Here is a 19,975-nt window from a genome sequence, read left to right on the forward strand (position 1 = left end):
TTGTTCCTTCAGCGTGCGTTGGCGGACAGCGTGTCGATCAGCGCGCCGGACCTGGCATGCGCCCCGAACACGCCGCCTTGCATGGTGATCATCTTGAGTGCCGCCGCGTGGTTGCCGGGATCGGTGGCCGCCGTGCAGTCCGACAGCAACAGGCACTCGAAGCCGCGATCGTTTGCGTCGCGCATGGTGGTGTGGACGCACACGTCGGTGGTGATGCCGGTCAAGACGATGTTCTCGATGCCGCGCGTGTGCAGCACCAGTTCGAGATCCGTCGCGTAGAACGAACCCTTGCCCGGCTTGTCGATGACGACCTCATCGGGCAGCGGCGCCAGCGCGGGAATGATTTCCCAGCCCGGTTCGCCGCGCACCAGGATGCGCCCGCACGGTCCGAGGTCGCCGATGCCCACGCCCTCGGCGCCGATGCGCCGCGAACGCCAGCGCTTGTTGGCCGGCAGGTCCGCCAGATCGGGCCGATGGCCTTCGCGCGTGTGGATGATGTGAAAGCCTTCCGCGCGCATCACTTCCAGCAGTCGCGCAATCGGCTGGATCGGCGCCTGTGTCAGCGAGAGGTCGTAGCCCATCACATCCACATAGCCGCCCTTGCCGCAGAAATCCGTCTGCATGTCGATGACGATGAGCGCGGTGTTGTCCGGGCGCAGCGCGCCGTTGTAGGGCCACGGGTAGGGGTCGGCGTTGACGTAGCGTTCTGTCATGGCTTCAACTCGCTGGATTCGTTCATGACGTTGGGCAGGTTGGCGGCCTTCGGCACCAGCGGGTGGACCTCCGGGCCCTTGTAGGCGCGCACGGGTTGTGCAAAGCCAAAGCCCGTGCCGTCGGTCACCTTGACCTTGTCGCCCCACGGCAGGCTGTAGCGGCCGGCTGCCATGTCCTGCATGTAGGTGTACGGGCAGTCCTGTGCGCCGCCGCGCACGGCCACATAGCCGCGGTGATAAAGCTGGTAGATGTTGTTCTCGACGCCCCAGCCGGTGCGCGCTTCACGCACGAGGTCGGGACGGAGTTCAGCGGTGATGATTTCGTCTGCGCGGCCGCTGCCCTCGACCAGCACCGTGCCGTCGAAATTGCAGAACATGCCCTCGCCCATCGAGTCGAAGCTGCCGTCGCTGCCGCACATGCACACGCTGGCCGTGTACGCGAGGTTGCAGAAGGCGTTCGCCTGGTTGGTGATCTTCCACGCGTGCCGGATCGGCGCCGTGTAGCCGGCTGTGCGGATGATGATCTCCGCGCCCTTGTACGCCGCCTCGCGTGCCATCTCGGGCAGCATGCCGTCGTGGCAGATGATGAGCGCGAGCTTGCTGCCGTTGGGCCCCAGGCACACCGGCACGCCGACGTTGCCCGGTTCCCACGGTTCCACCGGCACCCACGGATGCATCTTGCGGTAGTACAGGCGAATGGCCCCCGTGTCGTCGATGATGAGCCCGCTGTTGTACGGGTTGCCCTCGGGGTTGGCTTCCATGATCGAGAAGCAGCCCCAGATGAGGTTGTCGATGCAGGCCTTGCGGAAGGCCGCGACCTCCGGCCCGTCGAGCGTGCACATGAGCTCGGGCGAGGTGTCCATCGAGAGGCCGTGCAACGAATACTCGGGGAACACGACAAGGTCCATCGTCTGCTGGTTGCGCCGCGCCTTGGCGACCAGTTCGACGATGCGCGCGGTTTGCGCGGCAAGGTCATCGGGTGTTCGCACCACGGGCAGTTGAAGCTGCACCAGCCCGACGACGACGCCGTGCTCCGATTTGTTGAGACCCCCGAGTCCGCTCATCGATGCCCCCACGCTCGGCACTTCGTGTCCTCGCTGCCCCCCGAGGGGGCGCGAGCTTGCTTGGGGCGGCCCGGCGCAGCGTCCTCGTACCCCCACGCTCGGCACTTCGTGTCCTCGCTGCCCCCCGAGGGGGCGCGAGCTTGCTTGGGGCGGCCCGGCGCAGCGTCCTCGTACCCCCACGCTCGGCACTTCGTGTCCTCGCTGCCCCCCGAGGGGGCGCGAGCTTGCTTGGGGCGGCCCGGCGCAGCGCTCATCCTTAACGCACCGAAGACAGCTCGCCCGGACTGCCAACCGCCACGCTGCCTGGCTTGCAGGTCAGGTACAGGATCACCAGCGTCAGCACATAAGGCACCGTGTTGAACAGGTGATAGCCCCAGCCCACGCCCACCGACTGCAAGGCCGGTCCGATGGCGCCTGCGCCGCCGAACAGCAATGCGGCACCGACGCAGCGCAAGGGACTCCAGCGGGCGAAGATGACCAGCGCGACGGCGATCAAGCCCTGTCCGCTCGAGATGCCTTCGTTCCAGCTGCCGGGATAGAACAGCGTGAGCGAAGCACCGCCCAACCCGGCGATGAAGCCGCCAGCCGTGGTCGCCGCGATGCGGATGCCGGAGACCGAATAGCCAAGGGCGCGCGTGGCGCTGGCCGAGTCGCCAGCCAATCGAACCAGCAAGCCGGCTCGCGTGCGTGCAAATCCCCACCACAACAGCAGCGCGAGCACGATGCCGATCGGCACCAGCGCATTGACCTGCAAGGCCGCGCGCACGGCTGCGTTGCTGCTCCAGTCGCCCAGCGGAATGGCCGGGATCTGCGGTGCCTGCGGCTGGATCAATGGCTTGCCGAGATAGAAGGCCAGCCCCGTGCCCAGCAACATGAGCGCAATGCCCGTCGCCACGTCGTTCACGCGGTCCAGCGAGCACAGCAGTCCATGCAGCAACGCGAGCGCCGCGCCCGCCGAGGCACCGATCAGCACGCCCAGCCACGGCGATCCCGTGAGGTATGCGCCGCCGAACGACGCCATGGCCGACAACACCAGCACGCCTTCCAGGCCGAGGTTGATGCGGCCCGACTTCTCCGTCAGGCATTCGCCCAGGCTCACGAAGAGAAAAGGTGCGCCGACGCGCAATGCGCCACCGACGATGCCCGCGAAGAGGGCAATCCATTGATCAGCGGTCATGTGGGCGCTTTCCCGGGCATGTGCAGGCGACGCGCCGCGAAGGTTTTCCAGTCGACGTTGCGCAAGCCTTCGCTGGCGAGGATGAGCACGAAGGCGATGCCTTGCAGCACCAGCACCGACGCATCGGGCAGGCCAAGGCGGCGTTGCAGCATGCTGCCCGCCGCGCCGAATCCGCCGAACAGGATGGCCACCGGAATGATCGCCATCGGGTTGTGTCGCGCAATGAAGGCGACGAGGATGCCCGCGTAGCCGTAGCCTGCAATCAGCGAAGCGTTCGCGTTGGTGTGCACCGCTGCCACTTCCACCGCGCCCGCCACGCCGGCGCAGGCGCCGCCCACGCCGCAGGCCACGAGGATGAGCTTGGTCGCAGGCAGGCCCACCAGTTGCGCCGTGCGCGGATTGCCGCCCACCACGCGGATCGAGAAGCCCGATGCCGTCGCGCGCAACCACAAGCCCAACCCCAGGCACGCGACCACGCCGATCACCAGGCCCCAATGCACGTCGGACCCCGCGATGCCGCCGATGAGCAGCCCTTCGTTGAGAGAGAAAGTCGAAGGCTTGTTCAGGCTCGACGGATCGCGCAGCGGCCCTTCCACCAGATGCTTGAAGATGCCGATGGCGATGTAGGCCAGCAGCAGGCTGCTGATCGTCTCGTTGATGCCGCGGTACTGCCGCAGCCAGCCGGCCAGCGCGATCCACAGGCCGCCGACGATGGCGCCTGCGATGCAGGTCATGACGGTACCGATGACGTTCGTGGGCAGTGGCAACAGTTGCGCCGTCGCGGCGCAGGCCAAGCCACCGAGCACCAGCGCACCTTCGCCCCCGATGATGACCAAGCCCGCACGCGCCGGTATGGCGACGCACAAGGCTGTGAGCATCAGCGGCGCGGCACGCTGCAAGGTGTTCTGCCAGGAGAACCAGTCGCCGAAGGCGCCCTTGAAAAGAATGACCCACACGTCCACCGGATTGACGCCGGTGAACGAGACCAACAGACCAAAGAGGAGCAATGCCGCCGCAATCGCGGTCACGGGCAAGGCGAATTCACGAAGCGTGTCGCGCATGTAGTGGGATTTGCGAGCAGGTGGCGCCGCACGAGCGACCGTCGGCGTCGGCACCGGTGCGACGGCCGGCGTCCGCACGGCTGCAGGCGCCCGGGGCGCATCGCCGGCAGCGGCGGACGGCATGCCGCCCGGTGTGATGGGAGGAGCGGAAGACATGGCCAGCAGGGCTCAGAGCTGCCCGACGACGCCCTCGACCAGGTAGTTCATCTTCTCGAGCTCCAGGTCGGTTTGCTTGTAGACCTTGCCCGCGGGGATGACCACGGCGCCCCGGTTGTCCTTGACGCCGTCCTTGAAGATGTCGAAGTTGCCCGCGATCATCTTGGCCTTGATGTCGTCTGCCTGCTTCTTCGCGGTGTCCGGCACCATCGGGCCGTAGGCGGACATCTTCACGTAGCCTTCCTTCAGGCCACCGCGCAGGAAGTTGGGGTGCGGCTTGCCGGTCTTGGCGGCGTCAACCAGCGTGGTGTACGCGGTGAGCCAGTTCCACTCGGCACCGGTGAGGTACGCGTTGGGTGCCAGCTTGGCCTGGCTCGCGTGGTAGCCGCACACCATCTTGCCGCGCTTGGCGGCTGTCTCGACGATGACCTTCGGGCTGTCCACGTGCATCGTGAACACGTCGCAGCCCTGGTCGGCCAGGCTGTTGGTGGCTTCCGCCTCTTTCACGGGCATCGACCAGTCGCCGGTGAAGATCGCCGCGCAGGTGATGCCCGGCTTCACGGAGCGCGCACCCATCGTGAAGGCGTTGATGTTGCGCAGCACCTGCGGGATCGGCTTGGCCGCGATGAAGCCGATCTTGTTGCTCTTGGTCATGTGCCCGGCGATGACGCCGTTCAGGTACTGGCATTCGTCGATGTAGCCGAAGAAGCTGCCCACGTTCTTGGGGTGCTTGCCTTCGGTCCACAGGCCGCCGCAATGGGCGAAGCGCACGTCGGGGTTCTTGGGGGCGAGCGCGAGGATGTGCGGGTCGAAATAACCGTAGGAGGTCGGGATCAGCAGCTTCGCGCCGTCCTGCGAAATCATGCCGGTCATGGTCTTTTGCACGGCGGCGGTTTCGGGCACGTTTTCTTCCTCGACCACCTTCACGCCAGGCATCTTCTTGAGTTCGGCCGCGGCCATGGCTTGCGCCTGGTTGTAGCCGTAGTCGTCACGCGGACCCACGTAGATCACGCCCACGGTGAGGGGCGCCTGCGCACGCGCCAATGCGCTCCAGCCGCCCAGGGTTCCGGCCGCGCCGAGGGCCGCCAGGGTCTTGAGTGAATCACGACGATTGAAGTGGCTGTGCATGGTTCTCTCTCCAGATAGTGGGTTGAAAGTCAGGGCGGTCGGATGTCGCGAAGGGAGCTGCGTTCAGGACGGCGATCCATCTTGGATACAAGACGGTACGCATAAAGCGTGCCGACGATTCGGGGCCATTTGCGGCCTGCGGCGCATCAAGCCGGTGCGAAATTCAGCCCAGCAGGCTGACGTGCGCGGAGACCACGCGCCAACCTTGCGCAGTGCGTGCCCAGGTCTGGCTCTGGCGGCCATCGCGCGTGCCGCCGGTGCGGCGAAATTCGATGTTGGTGGTCGCGAAATCGCGGCCGTAAGTGGTGATGATGGTGCGCAGGATTTCGCGCGCCAGCCCGGTTGCCGGGCGGCCCGCGCGGAACGCCTTGATCGCGTCGAATCCGTAGAGGTTTTCGCCGGCCCCGTAGCGCAGCGTGTGCGGGCTGTTCCAGAACAGTTCGTCCAGCACCTCGACCTTGTTGTTGACCAGCGCGTCTTCATAGCGCGCGAAAGCGGCCGTGACTTCGGCGAGCACTTCGGGAATGTTGATGTCGCTGTCTTCGATCATGCGAATGGCCCCTCAGATCGTGACCGTCGCCCCGGGCAGTTCGGCCACCGGCGAATGCACCACGCCGGCCGCTTCGAGCGCGGCAGCCACCCGCAGCGCGAGGTCTTCGCGCCACGGCGCGGCGATCACCTGCACGCCGATGGGCAGGGCCGAAGGCGCCTGGGCGCTGCCCCACACGGGCACGGCCACCACCGGCAAGCCGATGCACGAGATGGGTTGCGTGAGCACGCCCATGTTGGGGCGCACCGGCAGGCGCTGGCCGTTGATCTCGAACCACTCGGCGCCAATGGGCGTCGCGGGGCATGGCGTGGCCGCCGCGAGCAGGATGTCGAAGTGCTCGAACACGCGCGCCACGGCTTCGGCGTACAGGCGCCGAACGCGCTGCGCACGCGCGATCCACGCGGCAGGCAACAGCGTGCCGGCCAGGAAGCGGTCGCGCGAAAGCGGCTCGAAGTCCTGCGGCCGCGTGCGCAGGTCGTGCAAATGCAGCGCGGCGCCTTCGGAATTCGTGATGAGGAACGCAGCCGCCCTGCCCGCCTGCACCATTGGCAGTTCGACCGATTCGGTGGCGCCCAGTGCATCGGCCACGCGGTCGACCGCCGCGAGCGCCTGGGCTTGCGCGCGTTCGCGGAAGTAGCCGCCGAGCACGCCGATGCGCAGGCCCTGCGTGCCCCTGCCCAGCAGGGGCGTGACCGATTGCACTTCGCGCTGGGCGCAGCCGGGGTCGCGGTGCTTGCCGGTCTCCGGCCCCTGCATCGCGTCATACGCCAGCGCCAGGTCGCGCGCCGAACGCGCGAAGGGGCCGAGATGGTCGAGGCTCGACACGAAGGGGTAGCTGCCGCTGCGCGGCAAGCGGCCGAAAGTAGGCTTCAGCCCGAACACGCCGCACAGCGATGAGGGCACGCGAATCGATCCGTTGGTGTCGGAGCCCAGCGTGAGGGGCACTTGCCCTGCCGCGATCGCTGCGCCCGAGCCACCCGACGATCCGCCCGCAATCCGGGAGAGGTCGTGCGGATTCCGCGCGGGGCCTTCGTGGCTGTTCTCGGTTGTGAAGCCGTAGGCGTACTCGTCCATGTTGAGCGCGCCCACCAGCACGGCGCCCGCGGCTTCGAGCCGCGTGACCAGTGCCGCATCGGACGTGGCGGGCGGCGTGTCGCGCTCGATCTTCGAGCCGGCGAGCGTCGTGAGGCCGTCGATGTCGAAGAGGTTCTTGACGGCGAAAGGAACGCCGAGGAGCGGCAGCTTGCGAAGCTGCTCTCGTTGCGCGGAGGCCAGTTGCGCATCGAGCGCGGCGGCACGCTTGAGGGCCCGCTCGCGCGTGATGTCCGTGAAGGCGTTGACGCGGTCGTCCGTTGCGTCGATGCATGCGAAGCTGGCCAGCGCGAGCGCGGTCACGCTGACGGTGCCGTTGCGCACTGCTTCGGCCATCGCGCTGCCGTCCTTGCGCAGCAGGTCTGTGACGCCGCTCATCCCGCAAGCTCCGCGTTGCGTGCCGCGGCATTCGCGTTGGGGGCTTCGCGGCACGTCATGCCTGCACTCTCCGCGGCGAGACCGGCGTGAAAGTCATCGCAGGCTCGACATGCGCATCCAGCGGCACGGCGTCCACCAGCGCGGCCATGTCGGCGGCGAGCGCAAAGTAGCGCAGCACGCCGGCACGATGTTCGGGCCGCAGGCGCAGGTCCAGCGCGTTGGCGCTGGCATCGACAAAGGCTTCAAGCTGTTCAGGCGACATGATCAAGCGTGTGGAGTGGATCTATCGGCGCACTTCGCGCTGGAAAATCTCGAGGCTGCGCTTCTTGGTCTGCACGAAGCTCTGCTCGCTGAGCGTGTCGACGGTGCGTGGTCGCGCATCGCCGTACGGCAGGATCTCGGCCACGCGCGTGGGCCGCTTGGTGAGCAACAGCACCTGGTCGGCGAGGTACACCGCCTCTTCCAGATCGTGCGAGACCAGCAGCATCGTGGTGCCCGTCTGCATGAACACTTCCTGCAGCTTCTCGCGGATGAAAAGCGTCATCTCGAAGTCGAGCGCGGAGAAGGGTTCGTCGAGAAAAAGCACCTCGGGCTCCGGTGCCAGCGCGCGCATGATCGATGCCGTCTGCTGCTGCCCGCCGGAGAGTTCGTACGGATAGCGCTTGAGGTCGAACTTCACGTCGAAGGAAGCGACCAGCTCTTCCATGCGCCGGTCCACCTGCGCCTTGCTTCGCCCTTCCAGCTTGAGCGGATAGGCGATGTTGTCGATGGTGCGCATCCACGGGAACATCGCCTCGCGGTAGTTCTGGAACACGTAGCCGATCTTGGTGTCCTTGAGCGACTTGCCGTCGAACAGGATCTCGCCCGAGTCGATGGGAATCAGCCCCGCAATCATGTTGATCAGCGTCGACTTGCCGCAACCGTTGGGGCCGAACACCGACACGATGCGGCCCTTGGGAATGTCGAGGTCGAAGTTCTCGTACAGCGGCCAGCCGGCAAAGTACTTGGTCAGGCCGCGGATGGTGATGTGCGTGCCGGACGGGCCGGGCGTGAAGGCGGGCCGGGGCACATCGGCGTACACCGGGCCACCGATCACGACGTCAGTGGTGGCGCGCATGATGTTCCTCCGTCAGTGGTCTGCATTGCGTTTGCGCGGGGTGGGGCTTGTTCATCTTCCACTCCAGTGCACGATGCGGCGCTCGGCCAGCAAGAAGAGAACGTTCAACGCGTAGCCCAGGGCGCCGGCCGCGAGGATGGAGGCATACATGTCCTTCACGTTCATCACCTGCTGCGAGTTGATGATGCGGTGGCCCAGGCCCGTGTCCGAGCCGATGAACATCTCGGCCACGATCACGATCACCAGCGCCATCGACACGGCGGAGCGCAGGCCGACGAAGCTGGGCTGAAGGCTTTCCCACACCAGCACGTCACGAAAGATCTGCCAGCGCGATGCGCCCATGACCTTGGCGGCCATCACCCGCTGCTTGCGCGCGTTCATCACGCCGTAGGCGCTGTTGAAGACCACGATCAGCATCGCGCCGAAGGCGGCGATGGCGATCTTGTTGACGTCGGAAACGCCGAAGATCATCAGGAACAGCGGAATGAGCGCTGACGATGGCGTGGAGCGAAAGAAGTCGATCAGGAACTCGACGCTGCGATAGGCCTTTTCGGTGCTGCCCAACAACACACCCAGTGGCACACCCACCACGGCCGCGATCAGGAAGGCCTGGATGGTGCGCCACACCGTGACCGCAAAGTCCCCCAGCAGCGAACCTCCGGCCAGCCCGGTGAGGAGCGTCGCGACGGTGTCGGCTGGCAGCGGCAGCAAGATGGCCTTGATGAAGCCGAAGCGCACCGCCACGTCCCACACGACGAAGAGCACGACGGGGCCGATGAAAGGCAAGGCCTTGAGCCAGCGCGAGGGCCGCGGCGGCGCCGAAGGAGCGCCAGCGCCGGCGGGAGGCGCCCAAGGCGCCGTGGCGGAAGGAGCGGGGTCGGCCATGGCCTCAGGCCTTGTAGAGCATGGAGTCGACCATGAGGCGCGACGAGAAGATGCCCTTCTCCGAGAACAGGTCGAAGAACTTCTGGAAGTGCGCGATGTCCCCGGGCGTGAACTCGTTGTACATGGTGTATGCCGCCATCGGCACCTCATTGGTGAGCGCGCCCTCGATGGCCGTGTAGCCCTTGAGGTACTGGCGCGCTTCCGTGCCCTTGGTGCGCACGTAGGTCACGCCCTGGCCGTAGGCCGTAATGAACTTCTTCGCCACCTCCGGGTTCTTCTTGATGAAGGCCGAGGTCAGCGAGGCCGAGCCGCCGAACCACGGCGCCATCGGATCGCCCAAAATGTACTTGGCGATGACGCCGGTTTCGAGCACGCGCGTGCTGTTGCTCAGCCGGCCGATGGTGCCGGTGGGCTCCAGCGTGTAGCAGCCATCGACCTGCCCGGCCGCCAATGACGCGACGTGCTGGCCGATGGGAAGTTCGACCACCGTGGCGCCGGTCGCGCCGCCGCGTTCGAGCACCGTCTTGGCCAGCGTCACGTTCTGGATGCCGGGACCGGAAGCCACGCGCTTGCCCTTCAGGTCGGCCATGACCTTGGCCGTGCTGCCGATGGGCACCAGCATTTCGTCGAGCACGTTCTTCTGGTTGCTCGGGTTGGAGCAGAAGATCTTGAAGGAGCCCGGTGCGGCAATCTCGCCGATGGCGATGTTGGCCGAGCCGGTGCCGTTGGCGCTGCCGTCGCAGCGGTCGGCGAGCATGGCTTCCATGATCTGCTGCGCGGCTGCGTAGCGCTGCACTTCCACATCGACGCCAGCGGCCTTGAAGAAGCCCTGCTCCACCGCGGCGTAGAACGGCAGGCCGGCGGCAATGGGCCAGTAGCCGATGCGCACCTTCGAACTGGACTGCGCGCGCACGAACGCCGGCGCCGCGAGTGCGGCCATGCCCGCCGCGCCCGCTTGCAACAGTTGCCTGCGTTGATGCGAAGTCGTTGAAGTGGGAGCGCGTGATTTCATGGGCGGGTCCTGCCAGGCAAAGAACAAAGGAATTCGGGGCGATTCATGCTGCGTTGGACTGGCGCGATTCGATGTACTTGCGCCAGCCGCCCAGGTGCGTGATGTCGCTGGCCCCTTCCGTGGCCAGCGATTCGCAGGCAAAGCCCTGCACGCTGCTGCCGTCGGCCAGCACCAGCGTGCCGATGCCCAGCGGCGCGGGAATCAACGCGACGAAGCTGCCGTAGTGCGCCACCGGCATCTCCCACACCTCGACGGCAATGGATGCGCCATGGCCTTGCGGCGCACGCACCAGGCCGGGCTTGGGCGGCACGGTGCCGGGCAGGGCGTAGAGGCGGTATTGCGGCGTCGTGTGCGTCTTCTCCAGCAAGGTGGCACCGCGCTCGGTGAGCTGCCAGTTGAGCGGCATGCCCGAGAGATGGGCGCCGACCACAGCCACTTTCACGGTTGCGGGTTTGGCAACGCCGGGAATGGCGACGGGCGCCGGCATCCGCTCGCCGGTGGCGCCAAGCGTCAGGCCCGTCGAGTGATGAAAGCGCTGGCCCAGATCCGCCAGTTGCAGGTCGCTTGCGCACGGCCCGACCAGCGTGATGCCAAAGGGCAAACCGTCCGGGCGCATGCTGGCGGGCACCGCGATCGCGGCGTAGTCCAGCAGGTTGACGAAGTTCGTGTACGCGCCGAGGTTGCGGTTGAGCACGACCGGATCGGCCAGCATCTCTTCGATCGTGTAGTGCGTGGGGGCCGTGGGCAGCAGCAGCACGTCGATGTCGCGCCACATCGGCGCGGCGCGCTGTGCGAGGGCGCGCAGTTGCGTGAGTGCGTCCGCATAGTCGGCGGCGCTGTAGCGGCGTCCGCGCGCGAGGATGCCGCGCACCGGCTCCATGACTTCGGCTTCGTAGTCGTCGAAGAATCCGCGAACGGCGGCGTAGCGCTCGGAGACCAGCGCGCTGTCGTAGAGCAGGTCGGCCGCCTGCGCCAGCGGCGCGTAGTCGATGTCGACGCGCCGGCCACCAAGCGATTCGAGTCGCGCGATGGCGTCGTCGAATGCCGTCTTCGCCGCGTCGTCGCCAAAGAAGGCGAGCTGCGCGGGAACGCCAAAACGGAATTGCGCAGGAAAAGGCGTACGCGTGAGCGTGAGCGCACGCGCATACGGATCCTTCGCGTCGAACTCGATGGCCGCCAGCAGCACGCGCGTCGCCATGTCCACCGTACGCGCAAAGATCGACACGCAGTCGACGCTCTGCGCCGCCGGCACCACGCCGCGCGCACTGAGCAATCCCTTTGAGGGCTTGATGCCGACGATGTTGTTGAGGCCGGCCGGCACGCGCCCGGAGCCGGCCGTGTCGGTGCCCAACGCAAAGTCCACTTGTCCGGTCGCCACCACGTAAGCCGAGCCCGAACTGGAGCCGCCCGAGACGTAGCGCGCATCGAAAGCGTTGGGCACGGCACCGTAGGGCGAACGGGTGCCGTTCAGGCCGCAGGCGAACTGGTCCAGATTGGTCTTGCCGGCGAGCGCTGCACCGGCGGCGAGCAGGCGCTGCACCACATGGGCGTGTGCCTCGGGCGTATGGGCAAAGGCCGGGCAGGCCGCGGTGGTGGGCACGCCGGCGACGTCGATGTTGTCCTTGGCGGCAAAGCTCAGCCCCGAAAGCGCGCCGTCAGGCGAAGCGCCCGCCTCGCGCAGGGGCAAATCGAAGCGCTCGATCCACGCCGATGCGGCCAACGGGCCCGCTTTCGAATCCACCACCACATGCACCATCGTCAAGCATCCTGTCTTGTGTACAAGATGCGATGCAAACAATGTGCCAGATGGCCAAGCCATCTTCTGCACCTTCGATGTCGCGCGTCAGGCCGGTTCGGCGGTGAACTTCAGGTCGTTGCTCGACACGGCCACTGCGCGTGGCCCGAAGCTGCTGATGTTGGTGAGCGTGGCGTTGTGGTGCGCAATGACCTGCTGCGCCGTGATGGCGGCGTTGCCCGCCGAGGTATGCGCGTCCGCCACGAGCAGCACCGGGTAGCCGAGCGACAGCGCACGGCGCGCGGTCGTGTCGACGCAAAACTCCGAGTGCATGCCGCACACCACGACCTGCGCGATGTCGCGGCTTTTCAGGATCGCTTCCAGATCGGTTCGAAGGAACGCGTCCGGCGTTGTCTCGCGCACCTTGAGGTCCGCGGGTTCGACTTCCAGTCCTTTGGCAAGCTGCCAGTCGGGCGACCCATGGACGAGATAGCCGGTCGTGGATTCGTGCTGGACGAAGATCACCGGCGCGCCGGCCTGCCGGGCCTTACGGGTGACGCGATTGATGCGGGCCATCGTGCCTTCGCAATCGAAGGCCGCACCCTCGCCTTCGCAAAGGCCCTGCTGGACGTCGATCACGAGGACGGCGGTTTTCATCGCGTCACTTCTTCGCCGCCGCCCGGTACAGCCCTTCGACCTTCGGCACGTTGGCCTGCAGGATCTTGATGCGGTCACTGCCGCTCGGGTGCGTCGACAAGAAGCTCAAGCCGCCAGAGTCCTTCGAAACCTTGGCCATCTTCTGCCACAACGCGACCGAGGCCCTCGGATCGAAACCCGCCCGTGCCCCCATCTCCAGCCCCACCAGATCCGCATCGGTTTCGTCGCTGCGGCTGAACTGGAGTGACAACAACTGCGTGGCGCCACGCGCCGCCAAGTCGCCGACCTGTCCCAGCCCCAGCAATTGCGCTCCCAGCGACAGCGCCATGCCGGTGCCGGCCCGCTTGGCCAGTTGCTCCCGGGCATGCTCGCGCAACGCGTGCGCCATTTCGTGGCCCATGACCATCGCCACCTCGTCGTCGGTGAGCTGCAACTGGTCGAGGATGCCGCTGTAGAAAGCAATCTTGCCGCCCGGGACGCAGAAGGCGTTGACCTGCTTGCTGCCGATCAGGTTCACTTCCCATTTCCACTGCGAAGCGCGCGGATTCCATTGGGCCGCGAAGGGAATGAGGCGCGCCGCGATGGCGCGCAAACGCTTGAGCTGCGCGTTGCCGTCGCCGGCCAGCGCGCCTTTAGACTTGGCCTGCGCCATCAACTGCGCGTATTGCTGCTCGCCGGCCTTTTCGACGCTTTCAGCGGGAACGATGCTGCGCGCCATCGACGACTCGCCCACGTCGACCTGCGCCAGCGCGGGCGCCGCCACGCCGCCCGCGGCGGCCAGAAGGAATGCGCGCCGGGCACGCATTGCAAGGGAGGGTGAATCGCACGAATTGCACATGCGGGAATAATAAAGACAAGCCAACCTGACGCCTGCATGTCGCAACCTTCGCTCGACGAGCCCATCACCCCCGCCAAAACCCGCCCCTGGCACGACGCGCTCGCCGTGTACCTGGAACCCGCCACGCTGCGGATGCTGGCCCTGGGCTTTTCCGCGGGACTGCCGCTGCTGCTGGTGCTGGGCACGCTGAGCTTTCGCCTGCGCGAAGCGGGCATCGATCGCACCACCATCGGCTACCTGAGCTGGGTGGGGCTGGCTTATGGGTTCAAGTGGGTCTGGGCGCCGCTGGTCGACCGGCTGCCGCTGCCGCCGCTCACGACCGTACTCGGCCGCCGGCGCGCCTGGCTGCTCTTTGCGCAGGCGATGGTTATTGCGGGGTTGGTGGGCATGGCCTTCAACGACCCGCGTGCGGGGCTGCAACCGCTCATTTTCTGCGCGCTGTTCGTCGCCTTTGGTTCGGCCACGCAGGACATCGCGCTCGACGCGTTTCGCATCGAATCGGCCGAAACGGTGAAGCAGCCCGCACTGGCCGCGGCCTACCAGACCGGCTACCGCATCGCGATGATCTGGGCCGGCGCCGGCGTGCTGTGGATTGCGGCCTGGGCCGAAGTGGCCGGCGCCACGGGCTACCAGAACGGCGCGTGGAAGGCCGCCTACCTCGCCATGGCCGCGTCGATGGCGGTGGGCGTGCTCACCGTGCTGCTTTCGCCCGAGCCCATCCGGCGCCAGTTGCCCACGCCGCGCAACGTGGCCGAATGGCTGCGCGACGTGCTCATCGAGCCCTTTGCGGACTTCATCCGCCGCTACCGCTGGCAGGCGGCGCTCATCCTTTCGCTCATCGCCATCTACCGCATCAGCGACGTGGTGATGGGCATCATGGCCAACCCGTTCTACGTGGACATGGGCTACACCAAGGACGAAGTGGCCACGGTGAGCAAGATCTTCGGTGTGGTCATGACGCTGGTGGGCGCCTTCATTGGGGGCGTGCTCTCGGTGCGCTTTGGCGTGATGCGCATCCTGATGCTGGGCGCTGTGCTCAGCGCGGCGAGCAACCTGCTCTTTGCCTGGCTGGCGGGATTCGGCCACAACCTGCACGCGCTGGTCGCGGTGGTGTCGGCCGACAACCTCGCAGGCGGCATCGCCTCGGCGGCCTTCATCGGCTATCTGTCGAGCCTGACCAACGTCAACTACTCGGCCACGCAGTACGCGCTGTTCAGCTCGATGATGCTGCTGCTGCCCAAGTTCATCGCCGGCTACTCGGGCGTGTTCGTGGACCTCTACGGCTACAGCAGCTTTTTCACCAGCACCGCCCTGCTGGGACTGCCGGTGCTGGTGCTGGTGGCGTTGGCGAGCCGGTCGATGAAGGCGGGCACCAAGGGTTAGTTAGTTGTGGAGTTTGCGATGCACCGCGTGGTGCTTCAGCTTGTCCCAATCCCATTCAATACCCAAGCCCGGCTCGCCCGACGCAAACGCCTGCCCCTTCTCCACACGCATGCCGGTGTGCGTCACAAGATCCAGTTGCGGAATGAACTCCAGCCAGCGACTGTTGGGCACCGCGCAGCACAGCGCCACGTGGATCTCCATCAGGAAGTGCGGGCACACCGGCACGTTGAAGGCCTCGGCCATGTGCGCCACCTTGAGCCACGGCGTGATGCCGCCGATGCGTCCCACGTCGACCTGCACGATGGAGCAGGCGCCGCTTTGCAGGTAGTCCTTGAACTGCGAGAGGCTGTACATCGACTCGCCAACCGCGATCGGCACCGTCGTCGATGCGCACAGGCGCTGGTGCGCCAGCACGTCGTCGGCGTGGATGGGTTCCTCGAACCAGGCGATGTCGAAGGGCTCGAAGCAGCGGGCGCGGCGGATGGCCTCGTCCAGCGTCAGGCCCTGGTTCGCGTCGGTCATCACATCCCAGTCGTTGCCCACGGCCTCGCGCACGGCGGCGATGCGGCGCACGTCTTCGCCCACATGCGGCTTGCCCACCTTGAGCTTGGTGCCGCCGAAGCCGGCTTCCTTGGCCTTCAAGGCTTCCTCCACCAGTTGCGCCTGCTCGATGTGCAGCCAGCCGCCTTCGGTGTAGTAGAGCGGAATGCTGCTCTTGGCGCCGCCCGCGACGATGTGCAATGGCAGGTTGGCCTTGCGCGCGCGCAGGTCCCACAGCGCCGTGTCGATGGCCGCCATGGCAATCGAGGTGATCGCGCCGACGGTGGTGGCGTGCACGCGATAGAACATGTCGCGCCAGATCTTCTCGACCTCTGCTGCCTCGCGGCCGATGAGCATCGGCGCCAGGTGGTCGTCGATCAGGTGGATGACCGACGTCCCGCCGGTCCCGATGGTGTAGCTGTAGCCGGTGCCGACCACGCCGTCTTCGTCGCGGATGCGCACCATGGGCGTCTCCTGGCATTCGAAGCTCTGGACGGCGTCGGTGCGGACGACCTTGGGCTTGAGGTCGACCTTGAGCACTTCGACGGAAACGATTCTGGCCATGGATTTCTTCTTTCTGGTGCGGGCGGATGCCCTGCGATGGTTCTGTACGTTACAGGGCAAGCGGATTCGTGAACACCCGGTTTCCCCCCGGCACAACCCGATGCTCGCCTGTCGGAAAACACCCACGCTCGGTACGCGCGCGAACTGGTAGTCTTTGAGACCGTCGCCGCACTGGCCTGCCTTCCCATTTCTCCGCTCATCGTCGTGCCCTCCAGGATCCCGCCCCTTCTTGTCAGCGCCCATACCGCCACCACGGCGGTCGGCGCCGGCAAGCTTGCTCTTCATTCCGCCCTTGAAAACGGCCGTAGCGGCCTGCGCGCCAACGACTTCGGCCCCACTCCCTTGACCACGTGGATCGGGCGCGTCGACGGCATCGAAAGCCTTTCACTGCCGCCAGACCTCCAGAAGTGGGACTGCCGCAACAACCGGCTGGCTTGGCTGGGCCTGCAGGCGGATGGGTTCCTCGACGCCGTGGCCGCCGCGCGCCAGCGTTACGGCGCTTCGCGCGTGGCCCTGATCCTGGGCACCTCGACATCGAGCATCGGCGAAACCGAGGCGGCCTATGCGCAACTGGACAGCGAAGGCGGCTTTCCGCCCGAACAGCGTCGCCCACTGGTCCACACGCCCCATTCGCTCGCGATGTTCGTGCAGGAAGCGCTGGGGCTCGAAGGGCCTTGCGAGACCATTTCCACCGCCTGCTCTTCCAGCGCCAAGGCCTTTGCCTCGGCCGAGCGCCTGATCCGGCTCGGCCTCGTGGATGCGGCCGTGGTCGGCGGCGTGGACACGCTCTGCGGCAGCGTGCTGTTCGGCTTCAACTCGCTGGAACTGGTGTCGCCGCAACCGTGCCGGCCCTTCGACGCCGATCGCAACGGCATCAGCCTGGGCGAAGCCGCGGGTTTCGCCCTGCTCGAACGCGCGGAAGGCGCGCCGGCCGATGACGCACTGCTGCTGCTCGGCTACGGCGAGGCGAGCGACGCGCACCACATGTCCACGCCGCATCCGGACGGCTTGGGCGCCGAGCACGCGCTGGATGACGCGCTGGAGCGCGCCGGCATCGCCGCCGACGCCATCGACTACATCAACCTGCACGGCACGGCCAGCAGCAAGAACGACGAAGTGGAAGGCGCCCTGGTGACGCGACGGTTTCCGGCGCGCACGCACGCCAGTTCCACCAAGGGCTTCACCGGACACACGCTGGGTGCGGCAGGCATCGTCGAGGCGGTCGTCAGCCTGCTCGCGCTGGAAACTGGCCTCATGCCGGGCACGGTGAACAGCAACACGCTGGATGCCGCCTGCGGCCCGCAGATCCGCCTGGATGCGGCGCGCGGCGACGTGCGGCTTGCGCTGAGCAATTCCTTCGGATTCGGCGGCAACAACTGCGCGCTGATCTTCGGCAAGGGAGTCGCCGCATGACGACGCCGACCCTCTACATCGAAGGCCCTGCCCTGTGGGCGCCCACCCTGCCCGGCTGGGACGTCGCACGTGCGGCTTTCCGCGGCGAGGGCGCGCCGGTCGATCCGCCTGCCAAGCGACCGGCGCCACAGGTGCTGGCACCGGCCGAGCGCCGACGCGCGCCGGACTCCGTCGCCATTGCGCTCGAAGTGGCCCTGGCTGCGGTCACCGCGTCGGGTCGCCAGGCGGTCGACCTGCCTTGCGTGTTCGCGTCGTCGCACGGCGACCTGGCCATCAACGACTACATGAGCAGCACGCTGGTCACGCACCCCACGCAACTCTCGCCCACCAAGTTCCACAACTCGGTGCACAACGCGGCCGTCGGCTACTGGACCATCGGTACCGGCTGCATGGCGGCCAGCAATTCGGTGTGCGCCTTCGAGCAGAGCTTTGCGGTCGCGCTGCTGGAGGCTGCCACGCAATGCGCGGCCGACGCGAGCGCCGTGCTGTTGGCCGCGTTCGATGTGGCGGCGGTGGGCGCGCTGGCCAGCATCACCCGAAGCGAAGGCATGCTGGCTGCTGCGATGGTGATTGCGCCGGAGCGCACCGCGAACACGGTGGCTGCACTGGAGTGGTCGCTGGTGAGTGACGCCGCGCCAACGCCCGCCCTGCATTCCGCCGCAGCGCGCGCGCTGGCCGGCAACGCGATGGCTGATGCGCTGCCCGTCTTCGAGGCATTGGCGCGTGAAGACTCCCAAACCTTGCAGCTGCCACTGCAACGATCGGGCCGGCTGGCCCTGCAGATCCGACTACTCCCCACCGGTTGACGCCATTGAACGCCACCACCACCTCGCCGCGAAACGTCGTGATCATGGGTGGGGGGCTGGCAGGGCTGACGCTGGCGCTGCAACTGCGCCAGCGCTTTCCGGAACTGGACGTGCTGGTGCTGGAACGCAAGTCGCACCCGGTGCCGCTCGCGGCGCACAAGGTGGGCGAATCGTCGGTGGAGATCGGCGCGCACTATTTCGACACCGTGCTGGGGCTGGGCGAACACATGCGCAACGCCCAGCTGCGCAAGTTCGGCTTCCGGTTTTTCTTCAGCGAAGGGCGGCGCGACATTGAGCAGGTGCTGGAGATCGGCGCGAGCCGCTTCCTGTCGGTGCCGAGCTACCAGATCGACCGCGGCATCTTCGAGAACTTCCTTGGAGAGGAAGCCGCCCGGCAGGGCGTGCGCTTTGTCGATGGCGCCACGGTGCAGCGCATCGAACTGGCGGACGGCGCGGCGCGGCCGCATCGCGTCACGTGGCGCGCAGCGGGCGAAGAGCACGCGGCGACGGCGCGATGGCTCATCGACGCCAGCGGCCGCGCCGGCCTCTTCAAGCGCAAGCTGGGCCTGGCCGAGGCGAATACGCACGAGGTCAATGCCGTTTGGTTTCGCATCAGCGAACCGATCCGCATGGACGACTGGTCCACGGACCCCGCGTGGCAAGCCCGCTGCAATCCGCAGGCGCGCTGGCTTTCCACGAACCATCTGGTGGGCGAGGGCTACTGGGTGTGGCTGATTCCACTGGCCTCCGGTTCGCATTCGGTGGGCATCGTGGCCGACCCGGCGACGCATTCGCTCGCGTCCATGAACACCTTCGACAAGGCGATGGACTGGCTGCAGCGCTTTCAGCCGCGCCTGTACGACGAACTGGACAGCCGGCGTCACCTGCTGCAGGACTTTGCCTTCTTTCGCAAGTTTTCCTACGGCTGCAAGCAGGTGTTCTCCTCTTCGAATGCGCGGTGGGCGTTGACTGGCGAAGCGGGCCTGTTCCTGGACCCTTTCTATTCGCCGGGCAGCGACTTCATTGCGATTGGCAACACCTTCATCACCGACCTCATTGCGCGCGACTTGGCCGGCGAGCGCTTCCAGGGCCGGGCGCAGGTGTACGACCAGCTCTACCACTCGTTCTACGAGAGCACGCTCGCGCTGTACCGCGACCAGTACCCGATCTTTGGCGACCCGCAGGTGCTGCCGGTGAAGGTGATCTGGGACTACACCTACTACTGGGGCGTGCTCGCGCAGATCTTTTTCCAGGAACGGCTGACCGATGTGGCGCTGCTCGGCAGCCTGCGCGAGGAGTTGCAGCACGCGCAGCAGTTGAACGTTGCGATGCAGGACTTCCTGCGCGCGTGGTCCGCCGTGAGCGTGCGGCGCAACCGTGCGGCGATGCTGGACCATGCGTCCTTGCCATGGTTCGCGGAGCTCAATCGCAGCCTGAACGACCGAATGGATGACGCGGCTTTTTGCGAACGCATCCGGCTTTCGGTGGCGCAGTTGCGGCAGTTGGCGCAGGAGTCGATCACGCGCGCGCATCGCGAACACCCCGATCTTGGCGCCAGCACGCTGCAGGGCCTGTTGGCTGAAGAGCTTTCTGGCGTGCCTTCGCGCGGTGTGGCGGGCGACATGCTTTTTGCCGAACCGCCGTAGCAGGGAGCAGGGGCACCATGAAGCAGGGGCGCGGGCCGAGGCCATCGGGTACTCCCCTCC

At 66.7% G+C, this 19,975-nt stretch carries 19 protein-coding genes; 4 read left to right on the forward strand and 15 right to left on the reverse strand.

Annotation, left to right across the window (positions count from 1 at the left end):
- Nucleotides 1-8: 8 nt before the first annotated feature.
- The 14 genes from biuH to QTI66_RS04940 form a co-directional block, all read right to left on the reverse strand.
- Nucleotides 9-713: a biuret amidohydrolase gene (gene biuH, locus QTI66_RS04875; protein WP_286557859.1), complete on the reverse strand. Its 705-nt coding sequence runs from the start codon at nt 711-713 to the stop codon at nt 9-11.
- On the reverse strand, nt 710-1,777 hold the full coding sequence (locus QTI66_RS04880; RefSeq protein ID WP_286557860.1) for a formamidase: 1,068 nt from the start codon (nt 1,775-1,777) through the stop codon (nt 710-712). Before QTI66_RS04880 ends, biuH begins: the two co-directional genes overlap by 4 nt.
- Nucleotides 1,778-2,033: 256 nt before the next feature.
- Complete coding sequence (locus QTI66_RS04885; protein ID WP_286557861.1) at nt 2,034-2,954, reverse strand: ABC transporter permease; 921 nt, start codon at nt 2,952-2,954, stop codon at nt 2,034-2,036.
- Nucleotides 2,951-4,015: an ABC transporter permease gene (locus QTI66_RS04890; protein ID WP_286558991.1), complete on the reverse strand. Its 1,065-nt coding sequence runs from the start codon at nt 4,013-4,015 to the stop codon at nt 2,951-2,953. The genes QTI66_RS04885 and QTI66_RS04890 overlap by 4 nt, the downstream gene beginning before the upstream one ends.
- Nucleotides 4,016-4,183: 168 nt before the next feature.
- Nucleotides 4,184-5,299, reverse strand: coding sequence for a BMP family ABC transporter substrate-binding protein (locus QTI66_RS04895; RefSeq protein ID WP_286557862.1), 1,116 nt, complete (start codon nt 5,297-5,299; stop codon nt 4,184-4,186).
- 163 nt (nt 5,300-5,462) lie between these two features.
- On the reverse strand, nt 5,463-5,849 hold the full coding sequence (hpxZ, locus tag QTI66_RS04900; RefSeq protein WP_286557863.1) for an oxalurate catabolism protein HpxZ: 387 nt from the start codon (nt 5,847-5,849) through the stop codon (nt 5,463-5,465).
- Between the two features lie 12 nt (nt 5,850-5,861).
- Complete coding sequence (locus QTI66_RS04905; RefSeq protein ID WP_286557864.1) at nt 5,862-7,319, reverse strand: AtzE family amidohydrolase; 1,458 nt, start codon at nt 7,317-7,319, stop codon at nt 5,862-5,864.
- Nucleotides 7,320-7,374: 55 nt separating this feature from the next.
- The gene (locus QTI66_RS04910) at nt 7,375-7,581 is read right to left on the reverse strand and encodes a DUF4089 domain-containing protein (protein ID WP_286557865.1); all 207 of its coding nucleotides are present in this window, start codon (nt 7,579-7,581) and stop codon (nt 7,375-7,377) included.
- 21 nt (nt 7,582-7,602) lie between these two features.
- Nucleotides 7,603-8,436, reverse strand: a complete 834-nt coding sequence (locus QTI66_RS04915) for an ABC transporter ATP-binding protein (RefSeq protein ID WP_286557866.1) — start codon at nt 8,434-8,436, stop codon at nt 7,603-7,605.
- A gap of 51 nt (nt 8,437-8,487) precedes the next feature.
- Entirely contained in the window at nt 8,488-9,321 is an 834-nt protein-coding gene (locus tag QTI66_RS04920) for an ABC transporter permease (RefSeq protein WP_286557868.1), read from the reverse strand.
- A gap of 4 nt (nt 9,322-9,325) precedes the next feature.
- A complete protein-coding gene (locus QTI66_RS04925; RefSeq protein WP_286557869.1) occupies nt 9,326-10,333 on the reverse strand; it encodes an ABC transporter substrate-binding protein in 1,008 nt (335 codons plus the stop codon).
- 43 nt (nt 10,334-10,376) lie between these two features.
- The gene (atzF, locus tag QTI66_RS04930) at nt 10,377-12,089 is read right to left on the reverse strand and encodes an allophanate hydrolase (RefSeq protein ID WP_286558994.1); all 1,713 of its coding nucleotides are present in this window, start codon (nt 12,087-12,089) and stop codon (nt 10,377-10,379) included.
- Between the two features lie 87 nt (nt 12,090-12,176).
- On the reverse strand, nt 12,177-12,725 hold the full coding sequence (locus QTI66_RS04935) for a cysteine hydrolase family protein (protein ID WP_286557870.1): 549 nt from the start codon (nt 12,723-12,725) through the stop codon (nt 12,177-12,179).
- 4 nt (nt 12,726-12,729) lie between these two features.
- Nucleotides 12,730-13,563, reverse strand: a complete 834-nt coding sequence (locus QTI66_RS04940; protein ID WP_444814947.1) for a M48 family metallopeptidase — start codon at nt 13,561-13,563, stop codon at nt 12,730-12,732.
- A 36-nt stretch (nt 13,564-13,599) separates the two neighbouring features.
- Here QTI66_RS04940 and QTI66_RS04945 point away from each other — a divergent pair, with 36 nt between their 5' ends.
- Nucleotides 13,600-14,946: an AmpG family muropeptide MFS transporter gene (locus QTI66_RS04945; RefSeq protein ID WP_286557872.1), complete on the forward strand. Its 1,347-nt coding sequence runs from the start codon at nt 13,600-13,602 to the stop codon at nt 14,944-14,946.
- Here the strand turns inward: QTI66_RS04945 and QTI66_RS04950 are convergent, their stop codons facing one another.
- Entirely contained in the window at nt 14,947-16,050 is a 1,104-nt protein-coding gene (locus QTI66_RS04950) for a mandelate racemase/muconate lactonizing enzyme family protein (protein ID WP_286557873.1), read from the reverse strand.
- Nucleotides 16,051-16,254: 204 nt separating this feature from the next.
- On the opposite strand from QTI66_RS04950, the gene QTI66_RS04955 reads away from it, so the two are divergent.
- The 3 genes from QTI66_RS04955 to QTI66_RS04965 are packed head-to-tail and all read left to right on the forward strand — an operon-like array spanning nt 16,255 to nt 19,915.
- Nucleotides 16,255-17,463, forward strand: coding sequence for a beta-ketoacyl-[acyl-carrier-protein] synthase family protein (locus QTI66_RS04955; RefSeq protein ID WP_286557874.1), 1,209 nt, complete (start codon nt 16,255-16,257; stop codon nt 17,461-17,463).
- The gene (locus QTI66_RS04960) at nt 17,460-18,269 is read left to right on the forward strand and encodes a beta-ketoacyl synthase chain length factor (RefSeq protein WP_286557875.1); all 810 of its coding nucleotides are present in this window, start codon (nt 17,460-17,462) and stop codon (nt 18,267-18,269) included. The genes QTI66_RS04955 and QTI66_RS04960 overlap by 4 nt, the downstream gene beginning before the upstream one ends.
- Before the next feature lie 5 nt (nt 18,270-18,274).
- The gene (locus QTI66_RS04965) at nt 18,275-19,915 is read left to right on the forward strand and encodes an NAD(P)/FAD-dependent oxidoreductase (protein ID WP_286557876.1); all 1,641 of its coding nucleotides are present in this window, start codon (nt 18,275-18,277) and stop codon (nt 19,913-19,915) included.
- The last annotated feature ends 60 nt before the right edge of the window (nt 19,916-19,975 follow it).

This window comes from Variovorax brevis, assembly GCF_030317105.1.
Lineage (GTDB): Bacteria > Pseudomonadota > Gammaproteobacteria > Burkholderiales > Burkholderiaceae_C > Variovorax > Variovorax brevis.